Genomic DNA, 12,813 nt, shown 5'->3' on the forward strand with positions numbered 1-12,813 from the left:
AATGTTTGTACTTATAGATATAATAAGCCTTTTACCTTATAAAATCAATTATTATCTATGAGTATAAACGACTGTGTTTTAACTTATAGATATATTATATACAGCTTTAAAAAAATATTCATAAATGATTTATATTTTAATTTTTATATAGACAGAATAAAAGACTTATCAATAAAAAAAGATCCAAGATAATCCTGAATCTTTCTTCATATTTGTTTTGATTAACGTTTAGAGAACTCCGACATATGATAAAATCAACTTTTTTTAGCTGTTTTGTTGCATACGTGTTGTATTGACTTAACTACTCACAAAGACTCACACCCATTTATTCTGTATCATCATTAGATGATAATACAGCTTCAACCTGAGCAATCAATTGTTCCTTGTCAGGCATATATGTGACATATTTTGATGCAAAAATATTATTACTCAGACCTCCTAATGCATACTGCATATCAACATTCCCCTTATCAGTACATAAAATCAAACCAATCGGTGGATTATCATCTTAACGCTAATTCAAGAACCCTCTTTTTGTTAGCCTCGCCATTTGATAACAACAATCTTTCAAATAATGAAGTGCTTATTTGTCTTTTTAACTCCCTTACTGACCAATTTGCATTAATCGCTTCCTTTTCATAGAAACTACGTTTATCATCATCTGATATATACAGTAATTCACAGTAATGTGACCAGCTTAATTTGCTAGACAGTGTCTGGCAATTTGGATATTTCAAATAAAGTAATCTCATATTTTGAAGGTTTGCTCGAGAAAATCCTTTCCCAAATTTATTTGTAAGAGTCTTCGATAGTGTAAGTAATTGCTTTTTCCCATATTCGCCACGCTCGGATTTTAACTCATCCTCAACTATGATACGTCCTATATTCCAATATGCATTAATTAACTCATTATTAACATTTTTAATAACATTATTTCTAGCATTTACGATAATATAAGTGATTTCATTTACTAACGATTCATTATCTAGAAAATTATTTTCCAAAATCAAATACTCCTTTCAATATTAATTATTCTTATTATACCCCTATTTTAAAAAGAAAAAAAGAAGCATCTAAACTTCTTACAAAGTCTAAATACTTCTCTAATCTTCTCACAACAATTATTACTAACGTTTTGAGAACTGTGGAGCACGACGAGCTGCTTTAAGACCGTATTTTTTACGTTCTTTAGCACGTGGATCACGAGTAACGAATCCAGCTGCTTTTAATGCAGGACGATAATCAGCACTTGCTTCCATCAAAGCACGTGTAATACCGTGACGCATAGCACCAGCCTGACCAGTGTATCCTCCACCTTTAACATTGATTTTGATATCAAATTGTTCTAAAGTTTCAGTTAATTCAAGTGGTGAACGAACAACCATACGCAAAGTTTCTAGTGGCAAGTATTCTTCTAATGTTTTACCATTAACAACAATATTACCTTTACCCGGAGTCATGAAGACACGAGCAACAGAAGTTTTACGGCGTCCTGTACCATTGTAAGTTACTGAATTTTTCTTAGCTGCCATTTCTTATTCCTCCTTACCCTTTGATTTTCAGCTCAACTGGTTTCTGAGCTGCATGTGGATGTTCACTACCTGTGTAAACAAACAAGTGTCTACGCATTCTGTCTCCAAGTTTTGTGTGAGGCAACATACCATAAATTGATCTTTCAACCCATTCAACAGTATAGTTTTCTTTCATAACACGTGCAGTACGTGTACGAAGTCCTCCAGCATAACCAGAGTGGTTGTAGTATTTCTTAGTTTCTAATTTGTTTCCTGTCATAACGATTTGGTCAGCGTTGATTACGATAACGAAATCTCCACAGTCAACGTTTGGTGTGTAAGTAGGTTTGTGTTTTCCTCTTAACACTGATGCTACTTCAGTAGATAAACGACCTAAAGTCATTCCTGCTCCATCTACTACGTACCAAGTACGTTCTACTTCAGCAGGTTTTGTAAAAGTTGTTTGGCGCATATTTTTTACTTCCTTTCCTATGTAGTTTCCGGGGCTACAAAGGCATAAGTGCCTATTTAATAGTTTATATTCAAAATGTTTTAAAGTCAACAGAATTTTATCAAAAATTTTTAAACTTTTTTTATCGCATCTTGTAAAATCTTCTTCTATGAAATACGTTTCCTATCTCTTTGTTAAAATTGATGAAACTTAATCGTATCTATAATATTAATACCTAGCCCTTCCAAAAAAGAAATCGCTTCATCTCGATACTTATTGTTTTCCATTGCTTTGGGTTCATGAGCGTCAACACCTATAATAGTCTTATTCCCTACTTCTGCAGCTATTTTCCAAAATTCAGGATGAGGATACTGTGTAGTATTCATAATGTCATTATATGCTGCACCTGCTAAATTATATTCTAAGGGAATATCCATATCTTTTGCAGCCTGGCATAAACGATAGCTCTGCTGTTTTGAAAATTCATCAAATTTTCTTCGTCCTCGCATAAATAAATCTGGATGACATAAATAGGAATACAATCCTGTTTTCATCCCTTCAATTGCTTCATCAACATATTTTTCAAGCATATCGTCTTTCTCACAAGCTGTACCAAAATACACTCTATCCTCATCTGTTTTATAATAATGATTGCCAAAGATGATGTAATCCAAATGATATTCTTTTAACAATTCTTTTAGCCAAGGCATATACTTAGGAAAATATTCACATTCTAAACCTATTTTAATAGAAATCTGATTTTTATATTTTTCTTTTAAAGCAGAAACGCTTCTATAATAGTCGTGAAACTGACTATCCTTCATACGCATATGTGCAACAAAATTGCTATCATATTTCCAGGGGGAATGATCAGAAAATCCGATTTCTTCATAACCATTTTTAATTGCACTTAAGACATACTCTTCATCAGTTCCAGAAGCATGCATACATCGATAAGTATGCATATGATAATTTGTTTTTCTCATATAATAAACACTTCCTCATTTTACTAGCTTACTATACCACAAATCAAAAAAACATATAATAGCTAGTGCTTTATTTTTTTAATTAAACACTCCACCAATTAAAAGAGAATCCATTTAACCTTACTAAATGTAAAAAAAGATTCCATGTGGAATCTTTCTAGTTTATCATGGTGGACCGTAGCGGGATCGAACCGCTGACCCCCTGCGTGCAAGGCAGGTGCTCTCCCAGCTGAGCTAACAGCCCATATGTATATTAAATTCGATGGTGGGCCTGAATGGACTTGAACCAACGACCTCACCCTTATCAGGGGTGCGCTCTAACCACCTGAGCTACAGGCCCGTCTTCCATCGAATGCCTTAATATAATACCATCCTCCTATCCCTATGTCAACAACTTTTTTATAATTTTTTTCAATCCTTAATTTTACCTCTTTTTAGTAAAAAACAATTCTCAAAAAAAAGAGCTTATAACTAGCTCTTAATTGTTCATAAATTCTTTTATTTGCGGAAGTCTGTTTTTTGTATCCTCATATCCCAAATCAAACCACTTCTGCAACAAATCTTTATCATGTGTATACCGTGTTACACCATAATCTGCACTTGGTCTTAACACAAGTGCTTTTCCTTTGTTTTCCAAATCTTTCACAATTCCCCATTGTTTATTATAATTCTCATGACGGATTCGTAAAAACTCTTTTACTTTTTTATTTCCAGGATAGAATAAAGAAGCTAACATCAACTGCCATTTAGGTGCAGGCTTTCTAATATAATTTTCTTCTTTTGTAGAAATAAAAACATGTTTTTCCATCCCATTTCGAATACTTTGTTCAATTGGAATCATATCAACAAGACCTGCATCCATACATTTATGTCCTTTAAAATAAACAGGTCTAGTTAACAAAAACAAAGAGCAGGATGCTTTCATAAGATTTTGTTCTTCCGGATCAAAATCTTCTTTTGGATAATATTCCACCTGATCATTATCCATATTATAAACACCAATATCCAGTTTTGTTGGATTTTTCATAAACGTCTTATAATCCAGTGGTTCATGTTTTTCAATAAATTTACAAACATAATCAATCCCAAAGACTCCTTTTTCATGAAGTAAGGGAGAAAGTCCTATTGCTTTTGGATCACTAGCTGCCTCAACACCACTAAAGCGAAGTCGTTCTCTTTGTTTTGCGACAAATGGCAACAAAACTTCTGCTCCTGCACTAATTCCAACAGTATATGGAAAATTAATATCATTATCTAGAAAGCACTGTAAAACACCGCAGGTATATGCTGCTTTTGTTCCTCCGCCTTCACAAATCAATCCAATTTTTTTACTCATAACTATCACACCTCAACGATAAAATTATAATTATTTTTTTAATATTGTAAAGTTTTCTTTTTTCATAACGAAATTGGTCAAATATGTATCATTACGTAACACTTCCTGTTTTTTAATGATCTTGTAACCTCTTTTTTCAAAAAAACGACAAGCTGTTATGGAGGAATGCGTTTCAAAACCAAGCGCCTTGCTTTGTTTTTCCAAAGCATCGCACAATGCACTTGCAATTCCTTTTCTTTGATGATCCTTATGCACATACAAATGATCTAAATATCCAGTTTTATCCATATCCGCAAACCCAACAATCTGATGATTGATACAGGCTACCAGCGTTTCATGGCATAACAAACTAGTTTTAAACTTTTCCACATTCATGCCTTCCACCCACGCTGCAAGCTGTTTGCTGTCATAATCTTTTTTGTTAACAGTATAAATCGTATCTTTAAACAGTTGTAGTATGATTTTTAAGTCAGCTTCAACATATGGCCTTATTTCCAAATCTATTTTCTTTTTCATCTGCAATTTCTCTCTTTTACATCATAGGAGAAAATAAATTTAAAATAGAGCGCAAGATACGAACTGGAAGTTTTACCTTTAAACAATCTTCTAAAGTAATCTGCTGTGATTTTTCCAAAGTTTCCAAATAGTCTTTCTTAACATCCATAACAACTTTGCTTTTATAAAACCATACACCACATTCATAATGAAGATAGTAAGATCGATAATCCATATTTACCGTTCCAACAACTGCCATCTTATCATCTACTACAAACGTTTTTCCATGTACAAAACCTGGTGTATATTCATAAATTTTAACACCAGCTTCAATTAATGAACGATAATTAGAACGTGTTACCATAAATACATACCATTTATCAGGAATATGAGGAACTAAGATACGTACATCAATTCCATTTTTCGCAGCTAATATCAATGCTGTTTTCATTTCATTATCAATAACTAAATAAGGCGTTGTCGCATACACATAAGAATTCGCACCATTAATCATATTGATATGTGTGTATTCCCCTATGTTTTCAGAATCCGTAGGACTGTCACTATAAGGCTGTACAAAACCATCGTTTTTAAAATTCATATTTTCTGCTTTATATTGGAAAAAGTCATCTTTTACATCTTCATCGTAATTCCAAAACTGTAAAAACATCATCGTAAGATTCCATACAGCTTCCCCTTTCAACATGACGCCGCAATCTTTCCAATGTCCAAAACGTTCTTTTTTATTTATATATTCATCCGCAAGGTTAATTCCACCTGTCATTCCAACTTTTCCATCAATAATAAGTATTTTACGATGATCGCGGTTGTTCATCTGAATAGCCAGTCTTGGACGAATCGGATTAAACACCTTTGTCTTAATACCTAATTTACATAAAACCTGTGCATAATCAGGCTGAAGCGTTGTAATACATCCAAAATCATCATACAGCACACGAACTTCTACGCCTTCTTTCACTTTTTGAATCAAAATATCCAAAATCGTATCCCACATAATACCTGGGGCAATAATGAAATATTCTAAAAATATAAATTTTTCCGCTTTTTTCAATTTTTCTACAATTGCCTTAAACTTTTCTTCTCCAATTGGAAAGAATGTTGTTTCTGTTTGTTTATAAATTGGAAAACGTGCATTTTTCCACAAATAATTTGCCTGTTTAAATGCATTTGAATCTTCTTCCTGCAATTCTTCCATAATTTCTGCATTCTGCCAAAAAATTCCCGGATATTTTTTTGCCGCTTCATTGTCACGAACACGAAGTTCCTTAGGTACTTTCTGACCGCCAAACAACAAATAAATCAAACCGCCAAAAACAGGGAGCCCCATGATCAACATGACCCATGTCATCTTATATGTCGGATTATCATCTTTATTTACTATATAAATACTAATGATAAAGCTAAGGGCAATCAAAAAGAAATAAATTGCCACGAAGTATTCGCTTAATTTAAAGACAATACCAAAAAACACTGCCAGCTGAATAAGGATCAATACCCCAACAATAAAGATTTTATTATGTAACAAAGATAAAATTTTACGAAGCATAAAAAAGCCTCCTTCCAATTAAGAAAGTTTACAAAGATAATTATAAAGCATTTCCACTACATCATCCGCCATACTTTCTTCTATATGTTTATCTTTTGAAGTACATGTTGTTGTTAAACATAACTCATTATCTTTATCCAAATCCCCTCTTGCGATAACAACAGCATGAGAAAATACTCCCATCGCATTTTGCATACGCATTGTTTCTGATAACTTAACCAAATCGATGTTCTCTTTTTGTTTTAATTTTACAGCCATTTTTCGCATATTCGGATTATATCCAATCTGAATAACAGATCCTTCACCAATACAATCAATACAGATAAAATCTGGATTTTTGTTTTCTTGTATAAATTTGTCAACTGCAAGCTGTGCTCCATAATACCTTGTTTTATTTTTATCCGTAAACAAGAATCCAACCTTTCTTTTTTCATCTTTTCCTAGTTTCTGTGCCAGTTCTATCGCTGTTGCCACAGACAAAGAATATCGATTGTAATTGTTGCGATTCGCAATTCCAATTGTCATAAGATACAAAAGGAAAAAGATTAGAAAATATATAAACAAAGAAATCCCAAAAGCCAATTGTGGTGATGTAACAAAATGATCCGCAATCCACAGCATCACAAAAACCATCAAATATAATAAAATAACTGGTGCAAACATAGGAAGCACACTTTTATTTGCAGATTTATTCCCATTTAAAGGATAGTAAGAAACTCTTCTCCAAAAACAGTGCTGAGGTGTATCAAAGGGTATAACGATGACTGTTTTCATCGTTTTTATATTTCCAAACAAATAATTTTCTGCTTTTGAAAATACTTTTCTTCCACTTATCATTGTACCTTCATAACCTGCATCTTTCATATCCTCAAACAACACCAAAGAAGCTTTTCTTTTTTGTCGTCTTGAAAAACGTACGCCATATTCTTTTGTATATTTATCTATTATTTTTTTATTCATCCTGCACACTCCTAAACCAATACTGTAATTATAACGTAAACCTACTTTTTTTAATACCCTTTCTTTTGGAATCACTATAGAAAGCATAGATAGTTGATAAAATATATCAAAAATATTCCCACGCATAAAACCATTACAAACAGAAGATATATTATTTTTCGCATATATTTACCCCCTGTTTTAGAATATTCTTCTTATTTAAAAAGGTATAGACACTATTTAGAAATACAGCATTTCTTTTATTTTATTTAATTTTATTATCAATTTCATTTATTATAAGCTACTAAACATCACTTATCTAGTATAATTTTATCCCAGGAGGTAGGAAATCATGAAGAAAAAAGACGCTTTTTTAATTCAATGTGGGGAAGTAATTAAAGAAGCTATTTCTTTCCATGATACAACACAGAAAGAAATAGCAGAAAAAATGCATATGTCTCCTCAATCTTTGAACAGTTACTTAAACGGAAGAACAACTTGGAGAATTGATGATTTTTGTAGAATCGCAAGACTTTTAAACCTTGATCCTAACCATATATTAGGATTTCATACAGATAGAGAAGTGCGAAGTGAATTATAAAAGTTTTTTCACTCCATGTCAAAAGAACAAAAGCAGAAAATTATACAATTAATTTCTTATTTTATTATGCAATGTTAAAAAAACTGAGTAGTTTTTCAATCAACACTCAGTTTTTTACTCTTTAACACACATAAACATTGTTTTGGAAAAACAATCTGTTTCTGCTTTGTAATACATTCTTCTTTACATAGCAGCCATTTTGCACAAGTGCCCTTGTTTCTTACAAAACTATAAGTTCCATTTAAATTCGAAATTGTTTTTACAACCTCAATCTCATAACTGTTTTCAGATTGTTTTTGTGAGCATATATCTTCTGCACGTATCGCAGCATGTGTATATGAAGTATTTAAAGCTATATCACTTTTTAATACCATGTCCCAGTCCTTCGCATAAAAAGTATACGAATCAAGTATTTCAATCTCAGATATGTTTTCATATCCTGCCTGGATAGCTCCATAAACGGTTTCAGGGTGATGAAATATTTTTTCCTTGTTTCCTTTTTCCACAATCCTTCCATGATTCAACAAAGCAATTTGATCAGCTAAAGAATACACTTCTTCATTATCATGTGACACATAAATAACACACCCAGAAAAGGTTTCTAAAAGATGCTGCAATTCATAACTTAATTTCTTTTTTATATACTTGTCCATAGCAGAAAACGGTTCATCTAGTAATAAAATTTGTGGATTGGAGGCCATGGTTCTTGCAAAAGCACAGCGCTGTGCCTGTCCACCCGATAAATGCGACGGGTATACATCTGCCAGTTCCATTAAATCATAGGTTTTCATGATCTGTTCTGTTTTCTGTTTACGTATTGTTTTATCTTGAACTGCACATGCGATATTTTCCTTCACTGTCATATTCGGAAATAAAGCATAGTTTTGAAACATAAAGCCACAGTGTCTTTTTTGAATAGGAACATTGATATGATTTTTAGAATCAAACACAACAACATCATTGATAGCAATATAACCTTCATCCGGTGTTTCTATTCCCGCAATACATTTTAATGTCATACTTTTTCCACATCCACTAGGACCTAACAGTGCAAACACGCCATCTTCACAATCTAAATCTACCTGCAGTAAAAAAGAGCGAAGCTGTTTTTTGATATGTATCGATAGTTTCATTTTTCTACCTTCTTCCATTTATAAGAAGTAACATACTGCATAACAAGGATGCAGGCAGTAGAGAACAACAAAATACACGCTACCCAGATATAGGCAGTTTGAAAATCACCCGATTGCATCGCAGAATAAATTGCCATCGATATAGTTTGTGTTTTTCCTGGAATATTCCCTGCCACCATAATCGTTGCGCCAAATTCACCAAAGGCTCTGGTAAACGCAAGAAGGATTCCAGAAACAATCCCTGGTATACAATTTGGTATAACAATTTTCCAAAAGATCGTTATTTCTTTCATTCCTAATGTTCTTGCCACAAGGCATAAATTTTCATCCATTTGTTCCATCGCACTTTGTACACTACGATATATCAATGGAAATGCAACTATGAAAGAAGCAAAGACGCCTCCCCACCAGCTAAATATGATTTGTATTCCCACACTGTCTAAAAACTGTCCAAAAGGATATTGTTTACTGAAAAACAGCAGCAAGAAGAATCCAATCACTGTAGGAGGCAATACCATCGGCAGCAAAAAGATAATATCCATGATCTTTCTTGTTTTTTTCCAGTGCAAAGACTTATACGCAAGAAATAAACCACTAATAAACACAAGCAGTGTTGCCAATAAAGCAATTTTTAAAGAAATGAAAAATGGTGAATGAAACATATTATTCTACCTGAAATCCATTATCTTTAAACACGTTTTTAGCATCATCACTTTGCAGATATTCCATAAATTCTTTTGCGGCTTCTTTATGCTTGCTGTCTTTGATAATTGCTATAGGATAGCGAATTTCTTTATGTGAGTCGTTTGGAAAGCTATCAACAACACGTACTAAATCACTGCTTTTCGCATCACTTCCATAAACGATTCCACAATCCGCCTGTGATGTTTCAACCCAGTTTAAAACCGCTCGAACATCTGAACCATATACAATTTTGTCTTTCAATGTATCAAACATACGCAAAGAATCCAGCGCTTCTTTTGCATATTGTCCAGCAGGCACACTGGCAAACTCACCCACAGCAATCGCTTTTACACTGTCTTTTTCTAGATCATCAATACTCTTGATCGCTGTATTATTTTTTCCAGCAATCAAAACCAAATCATTTTTCAGTAATACGCCTCTTGTATCCGCATCAATTTTGCCTTTTTCCTCTAAAGTATCCATCTGTTTATCTGCTGCAGATATAAAAATATCAGCTGGTGCTCCCTGTTCTATCTGGTTTTGCAGTGTTCCACTTGCCCCATAAGAATAATTGATTACTATATTTTCATTTGGATACATCGTTTTAATTTCTTCCAAAGCATCCTTCATACTGGCAGCTGCCAACACAGTAATTTCTTCTTTTTCTTTTCCTGTATTGGAACAAGCGCATAACATAAGAGCTAACATTCCCGCAAATAACAATCTACTCATTCTTTTTTTTCTCATTTTCTTGCACAATTCCTTTCTATATTCATCATGATTCCTAAAGCATGTGGAAGTTCTTCAATGATTGCCTCCATACATTCTTTAACTGCCTTGGGACTTCCTGGAAGATTAATGATCAACGTTTGTTTTCTTGTAGCTGCAACCGCTCTTGAAAACATGGCACGTTTTGTAAATTGCATAGAATAGGCACGCATTGCTTCCGCAATTCCTGGTACCATACGCTGTGCAATTGCCACAGTAGCTTCCGGCATACAATCTCTTTGTGATAAACCTGTCCCTCCACTTGTTAGTAAAAGCTGTGGTTTTATGTTATCACAAATATCTTTCATTGCTTCTTCCAATTGCTGCTGCTCATCTGGCAATATTCTACAGTCAACCACTTTATAGCCTTGCTCTTTCAACAATTCCTTTAAATAAGGCGTACAGAGATCTTCTCGTGTTCCTGCATATCCTTGATCACTAGCAATCAGTATCGCTGCCTGATACATAAAACTCATCTCCTATCTGAATATCTCCACCTTGTAAAACTTTCGCAAATACCCCTTGTTTTGGCATGATGCATTCACCCATACGCTTATAAATTTCACAATGAGTATGACATTCTTTTCCAATCTGTGTAAGTTCTAAGATTACATCCTTGCATTTCATGATTGTACCAACAGGTAGATTTACAAAATCAATACCGTCCACAATAATATTTTCTCCAAAAGCACCTGCTTCTACATTGGCACCTTTTTCATTAAAGGCACGAATACGCTCATACGACAACAAACTTACCTGTCGATGCCAATTACCTGCGTGTGCATCATGTTCAATCCCATAATCCTTTATTAAATGTATTTTCCCTACATTTTGTTTTACTGTCCCTCTTTTGGGACTTATACATACCGCAACAACTTTCCCCATCTTAACCTCCTATTTTTGACATTGGTTTTGTTTCCTTATCCTTATGATCTTCGGATAAAAACGCATGAGATTTTGGTTTATGATAAACCATATTTGCAATACGATGTCTTACTTCTTCCACATCATGTTTTTTTAGTGGCTCTTTTAGATCACATCCATAAGAATATTGTAAACATGGTTTTAAAAAACCATCGGCAGTCAATCGCAAACGGGAACAGTTTGCACAAAATTCATGTGACAAAGCACTAATAAAACCAATATATCCTTGAAATCCTTCTAATGCATAATAACTGCATGGTCCATTTCCTAATGATTTATGAACTTCCTTCAATTCTCCATATGCATCTTTGATCCACGAACGAACAACTTCCTCTTCCAATCGTTTTTGCTGTTTTCCCATACCAATCGGCATCAATTCAATAAAACGAACGTGCAATGGATACTCTTTTGCCAGATTTACAAGTTCTATAATTTCTTTTCTTGTTCGCTCTTTTACCGCAACAACATTAATTTTTATATGCATGCCTAAAGATAAGGCATGTAAAATACCTTTCCACACCTTGCTTACTCCATATTGTCCAGTAATACGATGATAAATTTCTTCATCCAAGGTATCTAAACTTACATTGATATGACGAATCCCTGCCGCATATAAATCTTCTACCTGTGCATCTAATAAAATTCCATTGGTTGTAAGTGTTACTTCCTCAATACCTTTTACCTTCAACAAATTCTTAACAAGCACAGACACATTTTTTCTTACCAGAGGCTCTCCGCCTGTTAATTTAATTTTACGTATGCCACTTTGCGCAAAAATTTCTACAAGCTCTATAATTTCATCATAAGTTAAAACATCTTCTTTTTCTTCAGAAATTTCTTTTGGCATACAGTATGTACAAGCAAGATTGCATCTTTGTGTAATCGAAATACGAAGATAATCAATATTTCTTCCAAACGTATCTTTCATACATTTACTCATAAGAAAAATCTCCGCTTTTTCCACCACTTTTTTCTACTAAATGGACATGTTCAATATGCATATGTTTATCAATGGCTTTACACATATCATAAATAGTTAATAAAGCAGTGGTTACGGCTGTTAAGGCTTCCATCTCCACACCGGTTTTCCCATCTGTTTTTACCGTAGATACTGCTTCTATACACCCTTTATCTTCATGGATATGAAATTGTACCTGACACTTTCCAAGCATTAAAGGATGGCACAAGGGAATTAAATCACTTGTTTTCTTGGCGCCCATAATTCCTGCAATCTGTGCAACACCCAAGACATCTCCTTTTTTTACTTTTTTCTTCAACAAAGCCTGCATGATATCTTCACTGACATAAATTTCACCTTTTGCCACTGCTGTTCTAGAAGTAATTTTCTTTTCACTTACATCGACCATAACAGCATTTCCATGTTCATCAAAATGTGTTAATTCCATATTCTCACTCAT

At 33.6% G+C, this 12,813-nt stretch carries 17 protein-coding genes and 2 tRNA genes; 1 reads left to right on the top strand and 18 read right to left on the bottom strand.

From position 1 onward, the window contains the following. Window positions 1-325 precede the first annotated feature (325 nt). The 11 genes from A9CBEGH2_RS12515 to A9CBEGH2_RS07735 form a co-directional block, all read right to left on the bottom strand. Window positions 326-454 carry a hypothetical protein gene (locus A9CBEGH2_RS12515; RefSeq protein WP_232057261.1) on the bottom strand — a complete coding sequence of 43 codons (129 nt, stop codon included), beginning with the start codon at window positions 452-454 and terminating at the stop codon, window positions 326-328. 49 nt (window positions 455-503) lie between these two features. Beyond that, window positions 504-1,004, bottom strand: coding sequence for a DUF1016 N-terminal domain-containing protein (locus tag A9CBEGH2_RS12520; protein WP_232057262.1), 501 nt, complete (start codon window positions 1,002-1,004; stop codon window positions 504-506). 123 nt (window positions 1,005-1,127) lie between these two features. Continuing rightward, window positions 1,128-1,532, bottom strand: coding sequence for a 30S ribosomal protein S9 (rpsI, locus tag A9CBEGH2_RS07695; protein ID WP_118277369.1), 405 nt, complete (start codon window positions 1,530-1,532; stop codon window positions 1,128-1,130). Between the two features lie 13 nt (window positions 1,533-1,545). Further along, window positions 1,546-1,983: a 50S ribosomal protein L13 gene (gene rplM / locus A9CBEGH2_RS07700; RefSeq protein ID WP_115716691.1), complete on the bottom strand. Its 438-nt coding sequence runs from the start codon at window positions 1,981-1,983 to the stop codon at window positions 1,546-1,548. A gap of 173 nt (window positions 1,984-2,156) precedes the next feature. Beyond that, complete coding sequence (locus A9CBEGH2_RS07705; protein ID WP_115716690.1) at window positions 2,157-2,948, bottom strand: histidinol-phosphatase; 792 nt, start codon at window positions 2,946-2,948, stop codon at window positions 2,157-2,159. 168 nt (window positions 2,949-3,116) lie between these two features. Then, a tRNA-Ala gene (locus A9CBEGH2_RS07710) sits at window positions 3,117-3,192 on the bottom strand. A gap of 19 nt (window positions 3,193-3,211) precedes the next feature. Further along, window positions 3,212-3,288 (bottom strand) — tRNA-Ile (locus A9CBEGH2_RS07715). Between the two features lie 138 nt (window positions 3,289-3,426). Then, entirely contained in the window at window positions 3,427-4,284 is an 858-nt protein-coding gene (locus tag A9CBEGH2_RS07720; protein ID WP_118276526.1) for a patatin-like phospholipase family protein, read from the bottom strand. A gap of 30 nt (window positions 4,285-4,314) precedes the next feature. Next, a complete protein-coding gene (locus A9CBEGH2_RS07725) occupies window positions 4,315-4,800 on the bottom strand; it encodes a GNAT family N-acetyltransferase (RefSeq protein WP_118276527.1) in 486 nt (161 codons plus the stop codon). Window positions 4,801-4,816: 16 nt separating this feature from the next. Next, entirely contained in the window at window positions 4,817-6,346 is a 1,530-nt protein-coding gene (gene cls / locus A9CBEGH2_RS07730; RefSeq protein WP_118276528.1) for a cardiolipin synthase, read from the bottom strand. Window positions 6,347-6,364: 18 nt separating this feature from the next. Further along, window positions 6,365-7,306 carry a hypothetical protein gene (locus A9CBEGH2_RS07735; RefSeq protein ID WP_118276529.1) on the bottom strand — a complete coding sequence of 314 codons (942 nt, stop codon included), beginning with the start codon at window positions 7,304-7,306 and terminating at the stop codon, window positions 6,365-6,367. Between the two features lie 331 nt (window positions 7,307-7,637). Between A9CBEGH2_RS07735 and A9CBEGH2_RS07740 the strand changes: the two genes are divergently transcribed. Further along, the gene (locus A9CBEGH2_RS07740) at window positions 7,638-7,886 is read left to right on the top strand and encodes a helix-turn-helix domain-containing protein (RefSeq protein ID WP_163104524.1); all 249 of its coding nucleotides are present in this window, start codon (window positions 7,638-7,640) and stop codon (window positions 7,884-7,886) included. A gap of 95 nt (window positions 7,887-7,981) precedes the next feature. Here the strand turns inward: A9CBEGH2_RS07740 and A9CBEGH2_RS07745 are convergent, their stop codons facing one another. The 7 genes from A9CBEGH2_RS07745 to moaC are packed head-to-tail and all read right to left on the bottom strand — an operon-like array spanning window position 7,982 to window position 12,813. Further along, entirely contained in the window at window positions 7,982-9,019 is a 1,038-nt protein-coding gene (locus A9CBEGH2_RS07745) for a sulfate/molybdate ABC transporter ATP-binding protein (protein ID WP_158572449.1), read from the bottom strand. After that, window positions 9,016-9,681: a molybdate ABC transporter permease subunit gene (gene modB, locus A9CBEGH2_RS07750; RefSeq protein ID WP_163104526.1), complete on the bottom strand. Its 666-nt coding sequence runs from the start codon at window positions 9,679-9,681 to the stop codon at window positions 9,016-9,018. Before modB ends, A9CBEGH2_RS07745 begins: the two co-directional genes overlap by 4 nt. A 1-nt stretch (window position 9,682) precedes the next feature. Further along, a complete protein-coding gene (gene modA, locus A9CBEGH2_RS07755) occupies window positions 9,683-10,435 on the bottom strand; it encodes a molybdate ABC transporter substrate-binding protein (protein ID WP_197739424.1) in 753 nt (250 codons plus the stop codon). 11 nt (window positions 10,436-10,446) lie between these two features. Then, window positions 10,447-10,938, bottom strand: a complete 492-nt coding sequence (locus A9CBEGH2_RS07760) for a MogA/MoaB family molybdenum cofactor biosynthesis protein (protein WP_118276533.1) — start codon at window positions 10,936-10,938, stop codon at window positions 10,447-10,449. After that, window positions 10,910-11,356, bottom strand: coding sequence for an MOSC domain-containing protein (locus A9CBEGH2_RS07765; RefSeq protein ID WP_115716680.1), 447 nt, complete (start codon window positions 11,354-11,356; stop codon window positions 10,910-10,912). The genes A9CBEGH2_RS07760 and A9CBEGH2_RS07765 overlap by 29 nt, the downstream gene beginning before the upstream one ends. Before the next feature lies 1 nt (window position 11,357). Next, entirely contained in the window at window positions 11,358-12,335 is a 978-nt protein-coding gene (gene moaA, locus A9CBEGH2_RS07770; protein WP_118276534.1) for a GTP 3',8-cyclase MoaA, read from the bottom strand. After that, entirely contained in the window at window positions 12,328-12,813 is a 486-nt protein-coding gene (moaC, locus tag A9CBEGH2_RS07775) for a cyclic pyranopterin monophosphate synthase MoaC (RefSeq protein WP_197739425.1), read from the bottom strand. Before moaC ends, moaA begins: the two co-directional genes overlap by 8 nt.

Source organism: Amedibacterium intestinale (assembly GCF_010537335.1).
Classification (GTDB): Bacteria; Bacillota_I; Bacilli_A; order Erysipelotrichales; family Erysipelotrichaceae; genus Amedibacterium; species Amedibacterium intestinale.